This is a genomic window from Glaciimonas sp. PAMC28666, assembly GCF_016917355.1.
In the GTDB taxonomy this organism is placed as follows: domain Bacteria; phylum Pseudomonadota; class Gammaproteobacteria; order Burkholderiales; family Burkholderiaceae_D; genus Glaciimonas.
Genome location: NZ_CP070304.1, coordinates 2,766,795 through 2,784,516, shown reverse-complemented (window position 1 = coordinate 2,784,516; position 17,722 = coordinate 2,766,795). Strand labels below are relative to the sequence as shown.

Sequence of the window (17,722 nt, the reverse complement as noted above, 5' to 3'; positions counted from 1 at the left end):
GATCGCAATGCCTAACAAACATCCGTACACCACACTAATTTCGGCCGCCAACCTGTTACAAAATGTTGCGCAGCCGAACTGGGTCATTGTCGACTGCCGTCATGATTTGGCGAACCCGGATGCTGGTCGCGCGTCCTATGACGCTGGCCATATTCCCCTGGCGCATTTCGCCCACCTCGACCAGGATCTGTCCGGTGCCAAACAAACTGCCGACGGCACTTTCAAAGGGCGCCATCCGCTGCCAGAGCAAGACGCTTTGATCGCCACGTTGCGCAATCTCGGCATCAGCGACGATACGCAAGTGATTGCTTACGATGCACAGGGAGGTATGTACGCGGCACGACTGTGGTGGCTGTTGCGCTCTATTGGACATGCATCCGTCGCGGTACTTGATGGCGGACTGGGAGCATGGCAGGCGGAAGGCCAGGTGCTGTCAACTGACATTCCCACTACGCCTAAGGGCACGATCAGTGCCAAGCCGACCTTGGTCGTCAGTGTCGATGCGCAGGATGTTTTGAACAATCTGACCAGTTCCCAACGCACGTTGGTGGATGCCCGAGCTCCAGACCGCTTCCGCGGCGAGAACGAAACCATCGACCCCGTTGGCGGTCATATTCCCGGCGCCAAGAATCGCTTCTTCAAGGATAATTTACAACCTGACGGCCGTTTCAAACCAGGTCACCAATTACATGAAGAGTTCAATAACATCATTAGCGCGTCGCAAACCGCCGTGATGCAATGCGGTTCAGGCGTGACCGCTTGCCATAACTTACTGGCGCTGGAAATTGCTGGCCTGCATGGCGCGGCATTGTATCCAGGTTCGTGGAGTGAATGGTGCGCCGATCCAAGCCGCCCGGTGGCAACTGGTGCTTAGCATCTGATGGAATAAATCACAACGGAATTAAAAAATGTGCGGCCGTTTGCAAAAGCAACGGGTCCGCACATTTTTTCAATCTTCAGCGATCGACATTAATCGAAAAAGCCCCTGCCTCCCGGCACATTTTCTCCTGATATCTTCGATTAAGACTTTATCGACTTAACTTACACCGTGGCTTTTGAACCACTCGATGACACGCTTCCAGGCGTCCTTGGCGTCTGCTTCGACATAGCTGGGACGGTAGTCGGCGTTAAACGCATGGCCAGAATTCGGATACACAACAAAGGTCGATTTACTGCTCCCCTTCGCAAGCGCAGCCTTCATTTGCTGAATGCTATCTTGCGTAATGCCTTCATCTTTGCCGCCATATAAACCTAATACCGGCACTTTTAACGTGGCGGCGATATCAATAGGTTGATGCGGAGTGAGTGCGCTCTTGTCACCGACCAGACGACCGTACCACGCCGCCCCCGCTGTCACTTTTGGATTGTGGCCACAGTACAACCACGTGATGCGACCACCCCAGCAAAAGCCGTTAATGGCAAGCTTATCGACGTTACCGCCATTTTCTTTCGCCCAGGCGACGCATGCGTCCAGATCACCAATAACCTGATCGTCAGGCACCTTCGAAATCACTTCTTTTTGTAACTCCGCAATCGACGCAAACGCTGCAGGATTCCCTTGCCGAACAAACAAATCAGGCGCAATCGCCAGATACCCAAGCTTGGCGAACCGACGCGCCACATCTGCTATATGCTCGTGTACGCCAAAAATTTCGGAGATCACCAGCACAACGGGCAAGTTGCGCTTACCTTCCGGTTGGGCCCGATAGATCGGCACCGTCAGGCCATTAATTTGCACTTCAACCGCGCCTGCGGTCAGTCCAACGGTATCGGTCTTGATCACCGTTTGCGCGCACACGGGCAAGACCGCAGCGGCAAAACCGGTGCCCAGAGCGGCCTTAATAAAAGTCCTGCGATCAACATCGTCGGATAAGCGCGCTTTTCCTACCAGGCTATCGAAATCATTTTTTAAGTCCGGCACTCGAATTCTCCTCAAAAAGTGGTGAAACTAACGGTGGCAACGTATTAAAAAGACCATAGAACCATGCAATGCCATCTGAACACAACCATTACATTTTTCTTGGCTTTTCAGCACAAGACAACTTCAATCATCAAACTTAATGCGCTTCGTCCCAATTTTTACCGATACCCACTTCGGCAATCAGCGGCACCCGCAATGTCGCTACACTTGCCATCAGTTCCGGCAACTTTACCCGGACTAATTCCAACTCGTGCTGCGGCACTTCCAGCACCAGCTCATCGTGAACCTGCATTACCATTTTGGAAGCTAACTGCTCGGCCTCAAGCCAACCCTGTACGGCAATCATCGACAATTTAATTAAATCGGCAGCGGTGCCTTGCATCGGTGCATTAATCGCTGCACGTTCAGCGCCCTGACGGCGCGGGCCGTTTGGCGAGTTAATTTCCGGCAGCCATAAGCGACGACCAAAAACGGTTTCAACATAACCTTGGGCTTTGGCCTGCAGTCGGGTGTTATCCATAAATAGTTTTACACCGGAAAAGCGCATAAAATATTTTTCGATATACATCTGCGCCGCGGCGCGTTCGATACCCAGATTCCCTGCCAGGCCAAACGCGCTCATGCCGTAAATTAAACCGAAGTTAATCACCTTGGCATAGCGGCGTTGCTCACTGCTGACATCTGCGGCCAAGACGCCGAAAATCTCTGCGCCAGTCGCACGGTGAATGTCGATACCTTCCGAAAATGCCCGCAGCATATTTTCGTCGCCGGATATATGCGCCATGATGCGAAGTTCGATTTGCGAATAATCAGCAGAGACGATCACGCTATTTTTCGGCGCAACAAATGCTTCTCGAATACGCCGACCTTCTGCGGTACGAATCGGAATATTTTGCAAATTTGGGTCGTTCGAGGCCAATCTTCCCGTGACCGCCACCGCTTGCGCATAATTGGTATGCACCCGCCCGGTCAACTGGTTGACCATCTTCGGCAGCTTATCGGTATAGGTCGATTTCAATTTTGAAAGACTACGATAATCGAGCAAAATCTTTGGCAACGGATAGTCTTCTGCCAGTTTCTGCAACACTTCTTCATCGGTTGATGGTGCACCGGAGGGCGTCTTTTTGATGATCGGCAATTGCAGCTTTTCAAAGAAAATTTCGCCCAATTGCTTCGGTGAATTGAGATTGAATGGCTGGCCCGCCAATACGTAAGCTTGCTGTTCAATTTCCAGCAGGCGCTTACCTATTTCGTTCGATTGAATCTTCAACAAATCAGCATCGATCAGGACGCCATTGCGTTCTATTTTTTGTAAAACAACCGCCGTCGGCACCTCGATGCTTTCGTAAATAAAACGCAGCTTTTCATCACCCTCAATGTGCGGCCACATGGTCTGATGCAAGCGCAAAGTCACGTCTGCGTCTTCCGCGGCATATTCTGTGGCGCGCGCGATCTCTACCTCATCGAAACAAATCTGTGATGCGCCTTTTCCACACACATCTTGAAACGTGATGGTTTTATGTCCCAGATGACGTAACGCCATGCTATCCATATCATGCGGGCGATGAGATTCGAAGACATACGATTCCAACATCGTGTCATGCGCTATTCCACGCAACGTCACCCCTTGATTGGCAAAAATATGGCTATCATATTTTAGATTCTGGCCCACTTTTAACTTGCTGGGGTCTTCCAGCCAGGATTTCAATTTGCCCAGCACAAACGCTAGTGACAGCTGTTCCGTAGCGTCCTGCGTCCGATGTGCTACGGGGATATACGCCGCCTCGCCTAACGCGCAACTGAGCGAAATGCCGACCAATTGTGCAGTCATTGGATCGAGTGAGGTGGTTTCAGTATCGACAGAAGTTAACCGTGCATCGGTAATGGCGGCTATCCAACGATCAAGCTGCAGCTCCGTTGTCACTGCCTCGTAATTGGTTACTGCCTGTGGGAACAGGCTGCTCTGCGCCAGACTTTCGACGGCCGCAACTACCGATCCAACCACAGATTCAATCACAGATCCGATCGAGCCGGCCTTTTCAACGTCAGCCGACGCGCCTGTATTTTCGGTCAAAGAAGGTGCAGCAGCGACGCTACTACTCAGCTCCCGTAGCCAGGTCTTGAAATTGTAGCGCGTGTAAAGTGCGATCAATGTCTGACTATCTTGCGGCAAAATCGCCAGCGAATCTGGAAAGGCACCCATATGGGCGCTCAGATCGCAATCGGTCTTGACTGTTACGAGCGCCTTGGCTTGCGGCAGCCAATCGATCGCCTTGCGCAGATTTTCACCTACCGCGCCGCCAATGTTGGCGGCATTCGCAATCACCTGATCCACCGTGTCGTATTGCGCCAGCCATTTCACCGCAGTCTTCGGGCCGACCTTCGACACACCCGGAATATTATCAACCGTGTCACCTATCAGGGTCAAATAATCGACAATACGCTCGGGCGGCACGCCAAATTTAGCCACCACACCCGGCGGGTCCAACTTTTCGTTGTTCATCGTATTAATCAGCGTCACGTGCTGATTAACCAGTTGCGCCAGATCCTTATCACCGGTTGACACCACAGCGGTCATCCCGTGCGCGACCGCCTGTACCGTCAAAGTGCCGATGACATCATCCGCCTCGACCCCTTCAACCATCAAAATAGGCCAACCCATTGCGCGCACTGCAGCGTGAATAGGCGTAATCTGTTTAACCAGGTCCTCCGGCATCGAAGCACGTGTAGCCTTGTACTCGGTATACATATCGTCACGAAACGTTTTCCCTTTTGCATCGAACACGCAGGCAATGTAAGCTGCAGGGTAATCAAGTCGCAAACGGCGAAGCATATTTAAAATGCCGTACAACGCGCCGGTTGGCTCGTTGTCGGCATTGCGCATGTCGGGCAGCGCGTGAAATGCCCGGTAAAGGTAACTGGAACCATCAACTAACAGCAGGGTTTTTTGCATATGGAATCGAACTCGAACGGAAAGAATGTGCCGCGCTTGCGGCAAGTGACAGACATCGAACGTGCTACTTCAAAGAAGGCGCGCGAATCGTGGCATATGTTTACAATTATGGCAGAGTTTATCGAGTCAACCGAACGTCTGTCCGAGTTACATCCCGCCGTGTCCATCTTTGGCTCGGCGCGCATCAAAGAAGACAACCCGTATTACGCGCAATGTTCAGACATTGCACGTCGCTTTTCGGATGCTGGATTTGCGGTCATTTCAGGCGGCGGTCCCGGCCTGATGGAAGCAGCTAACAAGGGGGCTTTTGAAGGAAAATCACCTTCGATTGGTCTCAATATCGAGCTTCCGCACGAACAAAGCAATAATAAGTGGCAAGATATTTCATTAAGCTTCCGCCACTTTTTCGCCCGTAAAGTGGCTTTCGTTCGCCATGCAGACGCTTATATCGTATTGCCGGGCGGCTTTGGCACCATGGATGAGCTGACTGAAGTGCTCACTTTGATCCAGACCGGAAAATGTCGGCATATTCCCATCATTTTGGTCGGAAGTACCTTCTGGGAGGGGCTGCTTGAATGGTTCCGTACGACGTTGGTGACCACGGGAATGATCGGTGCAAAGGATATGGATTTGATTCAGGTGATCGATGATCCTGCGCTAATTGTCGATGCGGTTTTTGACTTTTATGACAAAGGCGAAACATCGCTCGCGGATTCTGTGGAACGGCATACCGATACCGGCGCGTTGTTGTAATAAACATGCGAATTTGCAACCCGGTCGACATTCGCATGTCGGCCGGTGCCCGCATGGCTGGGTATAACGTCGCCAATTCTGATGTGGATTGATTTTTTACCTTGATCTTCGATCTTGATCCGCAATCTCTCCTTCCATCCACGACCTGTGCATAGCGGACCACGTAACGCAACATAACCTGAAAAAGCAATTTGTTTCTGGAAAATGTACTTGTTCGACGAGTAGTACCCTATCAATACAGGCGGTTTGCTACAATGGAACCATTACGCTTATCTAGCTTTTCTCCGATAGTTTGATACCCCCGAACAACTATGGCATGCAAAAAAACCATGAATAACATCAAAGTCTGGCCAGTGGCAACGTTCGCAGCGCTCCTTATTGCTGCAGTTGGTGCGATTACGACGCCTGCGGTGCTCGCACAACAGCCCGCGGACGCGCCGCGACCAGCGAGCCTGGCACCGCCTCCGCCAGAATTGCAGAATCTGGAAGAAGGTCCAAAGCCCGACATTACCATTGAAAAGAACGAAAAGGCCCCTGAAGGCACGATCACGCAGCAACGCCAGCAAGGCGTTGTCACCGACATTAAAGTCAATAGCGGAGGCAGCACTTACCATATCGTTCCGAGAACTGCGGGCACGTCATTGCCCGGCGATACGCCAAGTGCACCTGCAAATGGGGCGCGATGGGTCATTAAGGAGTTTGATTGGGGTCAAAAGAAAGAAAAGCCCCCAGCTCCAGGCCAGGAGCAGGCCGTGGACAGCAAAACTGCGCCAATGCCACCAGCCACGATAGCGCAATAAAACGGGGTACATTTGCTTTTTGTAGTATCGCAGCGAAACAAAGACGCAACAAGCTGCGTCTTTGTTGAACATCCTCACAAATACCTGTCCTTTCGACGTTTTTCGAAACACTCTTTTTTTTATTTCCCTCATGGCAGTATTTACCCCCGTCGGCCTGGAAGACCTTAACCAATGGCTTTCACAATTTCCGCTAGGCAAAGCATCAGCGATTAAAGGCATTTCGTCCGGTATCGAAAATAGCAACTTTTTTATTAATACCGAAGCTGGTGAATACGTGCTGACGGTGTTTGAAAAGCTGACGTTCGAACAATTACCGTTCTATCTTGAATTAATGCGCCATCTGGCTGAGCGCGGCGTAGCAGTACCCGCACCGATTGCCAACAAGGACGGCGCGATCATCAACGCACTGCATGGCAAACCCGCTGCTATCGTCAGCAAATTAAGCGGCGAATCCCAGATGTCGCCAGGCCCCGTGCATTGTCGCGAAGTAGGAGCAATGCTGGCCAGGATGCACTTGGCCGCTCAAGATTTCCCCATTGTCCAGCCAAATTTACGTGGCCTTGCATGGTGGCGCGATACGGCCCCTGTTGTCTTACCATTTTTGACAGACGATATCAAACAGCTACTTCGCTCCGAAATCAAGTTTCAGGAAGACTTTGCAACGACCGCCGCTTATCAGAACCTGCGCAACGGGCCCGTGCATGCCGACCTGTTTCGCAACAATGTGATGTTTGATGGCGACAAGCTTTCGGGATTTTTTGACTTTTATTTTGCCGGATGTGACACCTGGCTATTCGATCTTGCGGTTACCGTCAACGATTGGTGCATCGACGTCGATACGGGTATTTTAGATCACGCTCGTGTCGCAGCAATGTTGGATGGTTATCGCTCAGTACAACCATTTAGCGCCGACGATCAAACCGCCTGGCAACCAATGCTGCGTGCCGCCGCATTGCGCTTCTGGCTTTCGCGTCTATACGACTTTTATTTACCGCGCGCAGCAGAAATGCTGACGCCGCATGATCCAGTGCATTTCGAACGGATTTTGCGGCAGCGCATCGCTCACCCGGCTCCGGCCTTGTTCTGAATATAATGGAAAAATTGCCTGCAAAAACTGGTTGGATTTGGGTAAAAAGTGGCTTTGCGCTGTTTCGCAAACAACCGGCTGAAATCTCGACTCTGTTCCTATCGTACATGTTCCTGATGCTGGCTGTCGGCATCATTCCGGTGCTGGGGCAGTTGCTGCCGCTGATATTGGTGCCAGTTTTTTCGATGGCGTTTATGCAAGCCTGTGTGCAGATTGAGAACGACAAACGCGTCTACCCAAACTTGCTACTAACGGGATTTCGTTCTCCTGCATGCAAAAATCTGCTTCTGCTGGGATGCCTGTATTTACTTGCCGCCATGATTGCGATTGGCGCGTCGGCGCTCATTGATGGCGGGGTTTTCTGGGAAGCCATGACGGGTCAGATTCCGCTTGATGCCAAAACAGCACAAGAATCCAATATGACATTTGCCATGATGTTTTCGGCTGCCGTGTATGTACCGTTTGCGATGGGATTCTGGTACGCCGCGCCATTGATCGTCTGGCAAAAAATGAGCGTCCTGAAAGCCATTTTTTATAGCTTCTTTGCCGTTCAACGCGAGACCAAAGCGTTTATGGTATACGGGCTTACCTGGATCGTTTTCGGCGTTTTACTGCCAGCAATTGTGAGCGTGATAGTGGCACTGCTAGTCGGCAATGCCTCGATTACACTGATGGTATTGTTGCCATTATCGATCATGCTAACGGTCGTGATGTATTGTTCGTTCTATCCGACCTACAAGCAGATTTTTGGTGCGCCAGAGACATCGGATAAATAACATTTCACCATAAACGCCTTCCCCGCACATTGGGGAGGCGATCCCAAAAGAATCAACGGTTCCTGCCTAAACCTTCTCCAGTTTAGCGACCGTTAAATCCAGCAATTTCATTCCATGTTTGCCAAAATTAATTTGCGCACGAGCATTGCCGCCACTGCCTTCGATGTTAACGATCACACCTTCGCCAAATTTTTGATGCGCGACGTTTTCACCTATACGCCAACCCAGATCCTGCTTTGCAAATTTGTTCGCAATAGAATTCGCCCCAAACTGCGGCTCATCAACCCACGCTGCTTTCGGATGGGCAAACCAGCTAGGCTGTTGCGGCTGTATTTTGGGTGACAACCATTTGAGCGCATCTTCCGGCAGTTCATCAAAAAAACGTGACCGCAGGTTATACCGTGTTTGCCCATGTAACATGCGGGTCTGCGAAAAACTCATATAGAGACGCTTCTTGGCACGCGTGATGGCAACGTACATCAGACGCCGCTCTTCTTCGACACCAGCATCTTCTTTTTGCGAATTCTCATGCGGAAACAAACCTTCTTCCAGTCCGGTGATGAACACCGCTTCGAACTCGAGACCTTTGGAGGAATGCACCGTCATCAGTTGCAAGGCATCTTGTCCGGTCTTGGCTTGATTATCACCCGCCTCTAACGACGCATGCGACAAAAACGCCGACAACGGCGACATGATGAAAGACAGTCGGGCATCCGCGTCGATAATTTCGATACCATCCGCGGTCGTGATCGAGGCCGCTGCCAATACATCGGCTTGCGGGCCGAGCAACGCTGGCGCATCGGACCCAAACCCTTCCTCTGAAACGAATAAGGTCGCCGCGTTCACCAATTGCTCCAAATTTTCGATGCGATCAGCGCCTTCTCTTTCAGTGCCGTAGTGGATAATCAGCCCGCTGACATCGAGCATGATTTTCACCATCTCGGGGAGCGGCAAATGTTGCGTCTCGAACCGCGCACCTTCAATTAACTTTAGGAATGCGCCAAGCGAAGCACCGGCCTTTCCCGCAACATAAGGCACCGCCGCATACAGTGAAATACCTTGTTGACGGGCAGCATCCTGCAAATGCTCCAGCGAGCGCGCACCGATACCACGGGTCGGAAAATTCACAACCCGCAAAAATGCTGAATCGTTATGCGGATTGTCCATCAACTGCAAATACGCAATGGCATGCTTTACTTCAGCCCGCTCGAAATAGCGCTGACCGCCATATACACGATACGGAATACCGGCTGAGAAGAGCGCATGCTCAATCACCCGGGATTGGGCGTTGGAACGATACAAAATCGCAATTTGGCTGCGTTCGGCACCGTCGTTTATGAGGCTCTTGGCCTCTTCGATTATCCACTGCGCCTCAAGTAAATCGCTCGTAGACTCATAAATTCTTACCGGTTCGCCATGGCCAGCGTCGGTGCGCAGGTTCTTGCCGAGACGCTTGCTGTTGTTGGCGATCAGCGTGTTGGCAGAGTCCAGAATATGACCATGCGAGCGATAATTTTGCTCAAGCTTAATCAAATTTTCGACCTGAAATTCCCGCTCAAAGGTACTCATATTGCCGACGTTGGCACCCCGAAAGGCGTAAATGCTTTGGTCGTCATCGCCAACGGCAAATACCACGCCGCCCTGACCTGCCATCAGTTTCAACCATTTATATTGCAGATCATTGGTGTCTTGGAACTCATCGACCAGAATATGCTTAAAACGCGCTTGATAATGCTCACGCAGTGGCTGATTTCTAACCATCAATTCATACGTTCGTAATAACAATTCAGCGAAATCCACCACTCCTTCGCGCTGGCACTGTTGATCATACAGCGCATATAACTCAACAAACTTACGGTTGTAGTCATCGTTGGCTTCAACCTCGTGCGCACGCAAACCCTGATCTTTAGCGCCATTAATAAAATACATCAAGCTACGCGGTGGGTATTTTTCGTCATCGATGTTCAATGATTTAAGCAACCGTTTGATCGCCGACAGCTGATCTTGCGAATCCAGAATTTGAAACGTGGGCGTCAATGCCGCGTCTTTATGATGGGCGCGTAACAGACGATTGCATAACCCGTGGAAAGTCCCGATCCACATCCCGCGTGTATTAATTGGCAACATCGCAGACAACCGCACCATCAGTTCTTTGGCAGCCTTATTGGTAAAGGTGACCGCTAACACGCCGGTGGGCGATACTTGCCCGGTTTGAATCAGCCATGCAATACGGGTAATCAATACGCGTGTTTTGCCAGATCCGGCACCTGCAAGAATCAAGGCTGATTGAGCGGGCAATGTGACTGCGGCGAGTTGTTCGGGATTAAGGTTCTGAAGAAGATTTTGCATCTCACCATTATAACTGCGCGGCATGCTACGGCCTATTGCCATATGATTCGGAACAGGTGCCGGGCCAGGTCCGAGCGCGGCAAGCAACAAAGCGGCCAGAGGAGTAAAATACTGCATTGCATCAAAGCAAACAGATTTTCTGTATTTTTCTAAAAAGTGACCGCGTTTGCCCAGTTTTGCCCGGTTTTTGCCGCCTATTCAAAACAACTCAATCCTCCACTATTATTCTTCACCATTGCCTACCATGCTCGAACAAGACCGCTTGAAAGGCGGTACGCCCTCCGCTCCCACGCCTGGTGCACAGCCACAACCAGTTTTACAGCCACTTTCTGAAGGGGCTGTCAGTTTCCACATTATTGCCACCTCTTTTTTTACTTTTATCTGCTATCTGTCAATCGGACTGCCGTTGGCTGTACTACCGGGTTACGTACACGTCGACCTCGGCTACAGTTCCGTATTGGCTGGTCTTGCGATTAGTATTCAGTATCTGGCGACCATGCTTAGCCGCCCACGCGCCGGGCGCATCGCCGACTCGGTTGGGCCTAAAACATCGGTATTGTATGGTTTGATTGGATGTGGCGTAAGCGGCGGCGTTTTAATTGTCGCAGCCTTATTACCGTCGGTCCCGTGGCTGAGTCTCGTGGTATTGATGCTCAGCAGATTGGTGCTCGGCTACTCGGAAAGCCTGGTCGGTACGGGTGCGATAGCCTGGGGAATCGGACGCGTCGGTTCGCAGCATACTGCCCGCATGATTTCCTGGAATGGGATAGCCACTTATGGCGCGCTAGCGGTCGGGGCGCCGCTGGGCGTGGTGATTGTTCACGCATGGGGCCTGGCCTGGGTCGGCGTGGTCATCGTCGGACTGGGGATTATTGGATACTATCTGGCGCGCCGCAAGCAAGCGACGGCAGTCATCAAAGGTGAGCATCTGCCGTTCGGAAACGTGCTGCGCCGGGTGTTGCCGCATGGCCTCGGCCTTGCTCTCGGATCAGTGGGATTTGGGTCTATCGCTACTTTTATTACGTTGTTTTACGCCAGCCATCATTGGTCTAACGCCGCTTTCGCCCTCACCTTGTTTGGTGGCTTTTTCGTAGGTGCTCGCCTTCTGTTTAGTACAACAATCGGTCGTTTTGGTGGCTTTCGCGTGGCGGTAGCCTGCTTTGCGGTCGAAGCATTCGGCTTACTATTGTTAGGTTTTTCAACCGCGTCCTGGGTAGCCTTGTGCGGGGCTGCGCTTACTGGAAGTGGCTTCGCGCTAGTCTTTCCTGCGCTCGGTGTGGAAGCGGTTCGCCGGGTACCGCAGCATAATCGTGGGAGCGCTTTGGGAGCATATTCCATGTTTTTGGACGTCGCCCTTGGCATTACCGGACCGTTGGCGGGATTAATCGCCACCGCGTTTGGATATCCCGAAGTATTTTTATTTGCTGCACTGGCAGCGCTTGCAGGCGTCGCTTTAACCGTCACGTTGCATCGCCGCTCGGAACGATCGATGGGAAATATGTCGGTTGAGTGAGGGCGCATGGGTGGCCCGGCCTTCTCTTCAAGGAGGCCGCGGCAACCTCAATCAGGCACGCAGTTTCACTACCCGGCAAATTGACATAAAATGGCTGCGCACAATGCTATCAGTATTTTGGCAATTCCAAAACCCGTAATCCACTGAAGGAGTAATGCAATGGCAAAGATAGTTGCAAAGAAAAACGTCGCGGTTATCAACATCGGCATCAACGATAAAGATCGCAAAAAAATTGCAGACGGCCTCAGCAAATTGCTCGCTGATACTTACACGTTATATTTGAAAACACACAATTTTCACTGGAACGTCACTGGGCCAATGTTCAATACATTGCACCTGATGTTTGAAGGTCAATACACCGAACTATCGCTGGCTGTGGATCTGATCGCTGAACGAATTCGTGCGTTGGGCTACCCAGCGCCGGGTTCCTACACAGCGTTTGCCAAATTATCGACCATCGCTGAAGCAGTGGGCGTTCCGAACGCCACAGAAATGATTCAGCAACTGGTCGAAGGACAAGAGTCGGTCACTCGTACTGCGCGTTCAATCTTCCCTGTGGTCGATGCCGCGTCCGACGAACCAACGGCTGATCTGCTGACTCAACGCATGCAGTTACACGAAAAAAATGCATGGATGTTGCGGAGTTTGCTAGAGGGCTGATCATCATTAGATAATAAAAAACGGCGCAGATAGCGCCGTTTTTTATTGCCGTAATTGATAGTTTAAAAGTCCGGATCAGAAAATAGCGCGACAAATTCGCGCGCCGCTGCAGACGGGTCTGTGCCCAGATAAACACTGCTAATCGCCGCCACCATATCGGCACCAGCGGCTACCAGGGGCGCCGCATTTTGCACCGTCATGCCGCCGATGACAACGTTCGGCAAAGCGATCGCGGCCTTCGCGTTGGTCACAATCGACGCCTGCGTGCTCACTTCATACTTTTTGACTTTAGAGGGATAAAAGCCGCCGAAAGCAACATAACTGGCACCGAGAAGGACCGCGTCGTGTGCCATTTCCATGCTGCCGTAACAAGATGCGCCGACGATTTTATTCGGGCCAACCCTGGCGCGTATCTCCGCCACGCTGGCGTCCGTGCCACCGACGTGAATACCATCCGCATCCAGCGCCAGGCAGAGATCGACGTGATCGTTGATGATGAACGGACGCTCATATTGACGACACAAGGCCAACAATAATGTCGCTTGCTGCAGACGGAGCGCGGCATCGGCAGTCTTGTGGCGATACTGTAACAAGGCTGCACCGCCCTTTAAAGCTTGCTCGCTCACCGCCACTAATTTTGCCGTATCGTCCCAGTCCGGCGTGACAATATAAAGACCTTTCAGATTAAACTTTTTCACAACGCCTCCTTCGTCATCCATAAAAATCGCAACGCTACAGTTTGGCTATCCCGTGACGATCCTGTAACTAACATGTAGCTGACATGTAACTAACCTGAAACCATCCTGTAGCTATGGCATCACTGTTGCACCAATGTTGCGCCACCAATCCGGAGTTAAGCGATTAGGTATTCGCTGCCCGTCCGCGATTGCGTAAGAAGCCGTCAGTGCCTGTTGACAGTAAGTCTGTGCGGCTGCAATCGCTTGCTCCATCGGCATTCCTCGCGCCAGCAGGGCAGCCAATGCCGCCGCCAGCGTACAACCGCTGCCATGGAATTCGCCGGACAAGCGCGGCCAACGCCAGCTTTGCTGGTGATTCGGCGTGTACCAACGATTCAACACATGATCCAGTTCTGGGCCGTGTCCGCCTTTTAATAAAACGTTCTGGCAGCCGCGTGCTAACAACTGTTGGGACTGCACATCGGGTGAATTGTCTTCACCACACCCGGTCGGACATAATCGATTCACCTCTATCCGGTTCGGCGTAATCACCGTTGCCAGTGCAAACAACGGCGCCAGCGCCGCTACCGGATCCTCCGTCGACAAAGATTCTCCCGCACCGTTCGCCAGCACAGGATCGAATACCACTGGTAAGTCGGGCTGACGTACGCGCAACTGTCGAACGATGGCGGCGATCACTTCAGCGTTGGCGCGATTGCCGACGATCCCGAGCTTGACCGCCGAAATCTCAATCCTATCCACCAAAACCTGCGCCTGTTGGTGTACCAGATCAGCAGCCACAGGATAAACGCCAAAGACCCGCTGGTTATCCTGCACAGTCAAGACCGTCACCACCGACATTGGATGCGCACCTAGCCCGGCTATCGCGGTAATATCAGCTTGCAAACCGGCCCCGCCACTTGGATCTGAGCCCGAAAACACCAGAACGCAGGGTGGCGTCAAGGGCTGTCGAAGCGATTTTCCATAGGCGGTATCGAGCGCACTGGAATGACTTCCGGTCACTTGATCCGTCCAGCCATCGGCGACGATGGCGAAGCCGCAAAACGGCGCGGAATCCGGCCCGCAAGAAAAGCTTCGCGGCCGGCCTCAACCGCCAGTCGCATGGCGCGGGCCATACGAATCGGATCGCGCGCGCCCGCAATCGCAGTATTCATCAGCACGCCATCGCAACCCAGTTCCATCGCAATCGCTGCGTCAGATGCCGTGCCGACACCGGCATCCACCAACACTGGCACTTTAGCCTGTTCGATAATCAGCGACAGGTTCCACGGGTTTAGAATACCCATGCCGGACCCTATCAAGGACGCCAACGGCATGATGGCGACGCATCCAATTTCTTCCAGAATACGCGCCTGAATCGGATCGTCGCTGCAATACACCATCACGTCAAAACCATCCTTGACCAGTGTTTCAGCGGCTTTCAAGGTCTCCGGCATGTTTGGAAACAAGGTCTTCTCATCCCCAAGCACTTCCAGTTTTGCCAGCTTGTGGCCACCCAATAATTCCCGCCCTAATTGCAGCGTATAAACCGCATCTTTCGCGTTATAGCAGCCAGCAGTATTGGGCAATATCGTGTAACGCGAAGGCGGCACGACGTCCAGTAAATTCGGTGCGTTCGGATCCTGACCGATGTTGACGCGGCGAATCGCGACAGTAATAATTTCAGCACCGCTGGCTTCAGTCGCTGCGCGTGTTTGATCCAGATCACGATATTTTCCGCTGCCCACCAATAGACGGGAACGGTAGGTTTTTCCAGCGATAATCAAACCAACATCTTGTTGGCTTTCTGAGAGGGTATTGTTCACGTTCATGATTTTTCCTTTCGTATTGCTTTGCTGGCTGGATAACGCTCAGCGTTACCCAACCACTAGCGTTCAAACAATCGTGTGCGAGAGATTTGTCGGCAGAAAAATTGGCAACGGACCGCTTACTGGTGATGACTAATATCACCCCACCAGTATCGACAAGCCAGCAGTCCATCTCGCACCACTTTTATGCCAGACAGCGCACCTTAACCACCACCGATAGCACGCACCAAATCCACCTTGTCGCTTGGAAGCAGGACATGCTGCGACCACAAGTGGGCGGGCACAACCTGGCGATTGACGGCCACAGCAATCGCCTTACCGGACATTGCCAGAGCCGCTACCAATTGTTGCAGCGTCTGGCTATCATCGAGTTGATGCGCCACACCGTTAAGTTCGATTTCCATCATCCGGCTCACTGTTTTCTATAGATTTCCGCACCGCTTTTGACGAATTCGATGGACTTGACTTCCATCCCCTTTTTCAACGCGGCGATCTCCGTAATGCCTTGCGCGGCGGCGTATTCGCGGACCTCTTGCGTGATCTTCATCGAACAGAAATGCGGTCCGCACATGGAGCAGAAATGCGCGACTTTAGCCGAATCTTTTGGCAAAGTTTCGTCGTGGAATTCGCGTGCTTTATCCGGATCGAGACCGATGTTGAACTGGTCATCCCAACGGAATTCAAAACGCGCTTTCGACAAGGCATTGTCGCGAATCTGCGCACCGGGATGGCCTTTCGCCAGATCGGCAACGTGCGCTGCAATCTTGTAGGTAATGATCCCATCCTTGACGTCAGCCTTATTTGGCAAGCCCAAGTGTTCCTTCGGCGTGACGTAACACAACATAGCGGTGCCATACCAGCCGATGGTCGCTGCGCCGATACCGGACGTGATGTGATCGTAACCGGGTGCGATATCAGTGGTCAGCGGTCCCAGCGTGTAAAACGGCGCTTCGTCGCATTGCTCCAATTGCAGATCCATGTTTTCTTTGATCAAATGCAGCGGCACGTGGCCTGGTCCTTCAATCATGACCTGAACATCGTGCTTCCACGCAATTTGCGTCAACTCACCTAACGTTTTCAGTTCGGCCAGTTGCGCTTCGTCATTGGCATCATAGATCGAACCTGGACGCAAACCATCGCCCAGACTGAAGGAGACGTCGTACGCTTTCATGATCTGGCAAATGTCTTCGAAATGGTCGTATAAGAACGATTCCTGGTGATGTGCAAGACACCACTTGGCCATGATCGAACCGCCGCGCGAAACGATACCGGTTAATCGTTTGGCAGTCATAGGAACATACTGCAAACGCACGCCAGCATGGATCGTAAAGTAATCAACGCCCTGCTCTGCTTGCTCGATCAGTGTATCGCGGAAAATTTCCCAGGTCAGGTCTTCGGCTTTGCCGTTCACCTTCTCCAATGCCTGATAGATCGGCACGGTCCCAATCGGCACAGGCGAATTGCGGATGATCCATTCGCGTGTTTCGTGGATATGTTTGCCGGTCGATAGATCCATGACATTATCGCCACCCCACCGTATCGCCCAGGTCATTTTTTCTACTTCTTCACCGATCGATGAAGTGACCGCAGAATTACCGATATTGGCGTTAATCTTTACCAGGAAGTTCCGTCCGATAATCATCGGCTCGACTTCGGGATGGTTGATGTTCGCTGGAATAATCGCGCGACCACGCGCAATTTCCGAGCGCACGAATTCTGGGGTGATCTCTGCCGGAATACTGGCACCGAACGATTGTCCTGGGTGCTGACGCCCCATCAAATCGGCCAGTCGGTTGCCCATCGGGCCCGAAGCTTTTAACTCTTCCAGATATTCCTGACGACGCATGTTTTCGCGGATCGCTACGTATTCCATTTCCGGCGTAATGATGCCTTGCCGCGCGTAATGCATTTGCGAAACATTTTTACCCTCTTTGGCACGGCGCGGTTTGCGTTGCAGGTTGAAGCGTAGCTCTGTCAGCTTTGGATCGTTGAGGCGTTCGACACCGTAGTCTGAACTCGGACCGGATAATTCATCGGTATCATTGCGCTCAAGTATCCATGGTGTGCGGGGAGTCGACAAACCGGAGCGGATATCAATTTTGACGTCTGGGTCGGAATACGGTCCGGACGTGTCATACACATAAATCGGTGGATTTTTTTCTGCACCAAACGATGCTTCAGTGTCGGATTGGCTGATGCGGCGCATCGGCACCCGAATATCAGGGCGCGAACCGGTGACATAGACTTTGCTTGAATTCGGCAGTGGCTGAATGGCGGCTTCATCTACCGTGGCGGTGGCAGACATAAATTTTGGATTGGCGTTCATTTTGGCTCCTTTGCGTGGTTGTCTCGGCGTGGAGCCAGCAAAGGAGTTTTCGAGAAGGCGGCGGAATAACGGCATAAC

At 52.0% G+C, this 17,722-nt stretch carries 15 protein-coding genes; 7 read left to right on the top strand and 8 right to left on the bottom strand.

Going from position 1 to position 17,722, the window contains the following annotated elements; translation table 11 throughout:
• Window positions 1–7 precede the first annotated feature (7 nt).
• Complete coding sequence (locus tag JQN73_RS11980; RefSeq protein WP_205319016.1) at window positions 8–874, top strand: sulfurtransferase; 867 nt, start codon at window positions 8–10, stop codon at window positions 872–874.
• Window positions 875–1,036: 162 nt separating this feature from the next.
• Here the strand turns inward: JQN73_RS11980 and JQN73_RS11975 are convergent, their stop codons facing one another.
• Window positions 1,037–1,921: a dienelactone hydrolase family protein gene (locus tag JQN73_RS11975; RefSeq protein ID WP_205319015.1), complete on the bottom strand. Its 885-nt coding sequence runs from the start codon at window positions 1,919–1,921 to the stop codon at window positions 1,037–1,039.
• Between the two features lie 136 nt (window positions 1,922–2,057).
• The gene (polA, locus tag JQN73_RS11970; RefSeq protein ID WP_205319014.1) at window positions 2,058–4,874 is read right to left on the bottom strand and encodes a DNA polymerase I; all 2,817 of its coding nucleotides are present in this window, start codon (window positions 4,872–4,874) and stop codon (window positions 2,058–2,060) included.
• Here polA and JQN73_RS11965 point away from each other — a divergent pair, their 5' ends adjacent.
• The 4 genes from JQN73_RS11965 to JQN73_RS11950 all read left to right on the top strand — a co-directional run bounded on the left by JQN73_RS11965 (window position 4,875) and on the right by JQN73_RS11950 (window position 8,290).
• On the top strand, window positions 4,875–5,627 hold the full coding sequence (locus tag JQN73_RS11965; RefSeq protein ID WP_205319013.1) for a TIGR00730 family Rossman fold protein: 753 nt from the start codon (window positions 4,875–4,877) through the stop codon (window positions 5,625–5,627).
• A 329-nt stretch (window positions 5,628–5,956) separates the two neighbouring features.
• A complete protein-coding gene (locus JQN73_RS11960) occupies window positions 5,957–6,427 on the top strand; it encodes a hypothetical protein (RefSeq protein ID WP_205319012.1) in 471 nt (156 codons plus the stop codon).
• Window positions 6,428–6,557: 130 nt separating this feature from the next.
• Window positions 6,558–7,514 carry a homoserine kinase gene (locus tag JQN73_RS11955; RefSeq protein ID WP_205319011.1) on the top strand — a complete coding sequence of 319 codons (957 nt, stop codon included), beginning with the start codon at window positions 6,558–6,560 and terminating at the stop codon, window positions 7,512–7,514.
• 5 nt (window positions 7,515–7,519) lie between these two features.
• Window positions 7,520–8,290: a BPSS1780 family membrane protein gene (locus tag JQN73_RS11950; protein WP_205319010.1), complete on the top strand. Its 771-nt coding sequence runs from the start codon at window positions 7,520–7,522 to the stop codon at window positions 8,288–8,290.
• A gap of 66 nt (window positions 8,291–8,356) precedes the next feature.
• On the opposite strand, the gene JQN73_RS11945 is transcribed toward JQN73_RS11950, so the two are convergent.
• Window positions 8,357–10,639, bottom strand: coding sequence for a UvrD-helicase domain-containing protein (locus JQN73_RS11945; RefSeq protein WP_205323331.1), 2,283 nt, complete (start codon window positions 10,637–10,639; stop codon window positions 8,357–8,359).
• A 244-nt stretch (window positions 10,640–10,883) separates the two neighbouring features.
• Between JQN73_RS11945 and JQN73_RS11940 the strand changes: the two genes are divergently transcribed.
• Window positions 10,884–12,152: an MFS transporter gene (locus JQN73_RS11940; protein WP_205319009.1), complete on the top strand. Its 1,269-nt coding sequence runs from the start codon at window positions 10,884–10,886 to the stop codon at window positions 12,150–12,152.
• 159 nt (window positions 12,153–12,311) lie between these two features.
• A complete protein-coding gene (locus JQN73_RS11935; RefSeq protein WP_205319008.1) occupies window positions 12,312–12,812 on the top strand; it encodes a Dps family protein in 501 nt (166 codons plus the stop codon).
• Between the two features lie 62 nt (window positions 12,813–12,874).
• On the opposite strand, the gene thiE is transcribed toward JQN73_RS11935, so the two are convergent.
• The 5 genes from thiE to thiC all read right to left on the bottom strand — a co-directional run bounded on the left by thiE (window position 12,875) and on the right by thiC (window position 17,644).
• Complete coding sequence (gene thiE / locus JQN73_RS11930; RefSeq protein ID WP_370551235.1) at window positions 12,875–13,510, bottom strand: thiamine phosphate synthase; 636 nt, start codon at window positions 13,508–13,510, stop codon at window positions 12,875–12,877.
• A gap of 111 nt (window positions 13,511–13,621) precedes the next feature.
• The gene (locus tag JQN73_RS11925) at window positions 13,622–14,452 is read right to left on the bottom strand and encodes a hydroxymethylpyrimidine/phosphomethylpyrimidine kinase (protein WP_205323330.1); all 831 of its coding nucleotides are present in this window, start codon (window positions 14,450–14,452) and stop codon (window positions 13,622–13,624) included.
• Between the two features lie 56 nt (window positions 14,453–14,508).
• Window positions 14,509–15,321, bottom strand: coding sequence for a thiazole synthase (locus tag JQN73_RS11920; RefSeq protein WP_205319006.1), 813 nt, complete (start codon window positions 15,319–15,321; stop codon window positions 14,509–14,511).
• Between the two features lie 200 nt (window positions 15,322–15,521).
• On the bottom strand, window positions 15,522–15,722 hold the full coding sequence (gene thiS, locus JQN73_RS11915) for a sulfur carrier protein ThiS (protein ID WP_205323329.1): 201 nt from the start codon (window positions 15,720–15,722) through the stop codon (window positions 15,522–15,524).
• Window positions 15,723–15,730: 8 nt separating this feature from the next.
• Window positions 15,731–17,644: a phosphomethylpyrimidine synthase ThiC gene (gene thiC / locus JQN73_RS11910; protein ID WP_205319005.1), complete on the bottom strand. Its 1,914-nt coding sequence runs from the start codon at window positions 17,642–17,644 to the stop codon at window positions 15,731–15,733.
• Window positions 17,645–17,722 lie beyond the last annotated feature (78 nt).

Coding starts and splice junctions, on each gene's coding strand:
- JQN73_RS11980 (WP_205319016.1), top strand. CDS start 8: ATGCCTAACAAACATCCGTACACCACACTAATTTCGGCCGCCAACCTG.
- polA (WP_205319014.1), bottom strand. CDS start 4,874: ATGCAAAAAACCCTGCTGTTAGTTGATGGTTCCAGTTACCTTTACCGG.
- JQN73_RS11965 (WP_205319013.1), top strand. CDS start 4,875: ATGGAATCGAACTCGAACGGAAAGAATGTGCCGCGCTTGCGGCAAGTG.
- JQN73_RS11960 (WP_205319012.1), top strand. CDS start 5,957: ATGAATAACATCAAAGTCTGGCCAGTGGCAACGTTCGCAGCGCTCCTT.
- JQN73_RS11955 (WP_205319011.1), top strand. CDS start 6,558: ATGGCAGTATTTACCCCCGTCGGCCTGGAAGACCTTAACCAATGGCTT.
- JQN73_RS11950 (WP_205319010.1), top strand. CDS start 7,520: ATGGAAAAATTGCCTGCAAAAACTGGTTGGATTTGGGTAAAAAGTGGC.
- JQN73_RS11945 (WP_205323331.1), bottom strand. CDS start 10,639: ATGCAAAATCTTCTTCAGAACCTTAATCCCGAACAACTCGCCGCAGTC.
- JQN73_RS11940 (WP_205319009.1), top strand. CDS start 10,884: ATGCTCGAACAAGACCGCTTGAAAGGCGGTACGCCCTCCGCTCCCACG.
- JQN73_RS11935 (WP_205319008.1), top strand. CDS start 12,312: ATGGCAAAGATAGTTGCAAAGAAAAACGTCGCGGTTATCAACATCGGC.
- JQN73_RS11920 (WP_205319006.1), bottom strand. CDS start 15,321: ATGAACGTGAACAATACCCTCTCAGAAAGCCAACAAGATGTTGGTTTG.
- thiS (WP_205323329.1), bottom strand. CDS start 15,722: ATGGAAATCGAACTTAACGGTGTGGCGCATCAACTCGATGATAGCCAG.
- thiC (WP_205319005.1), bottom strand. CDS start 17,644: ATGAACGCCAATCCAAAATTTATGTCTGCCACCGCCACGGTAGATGAA.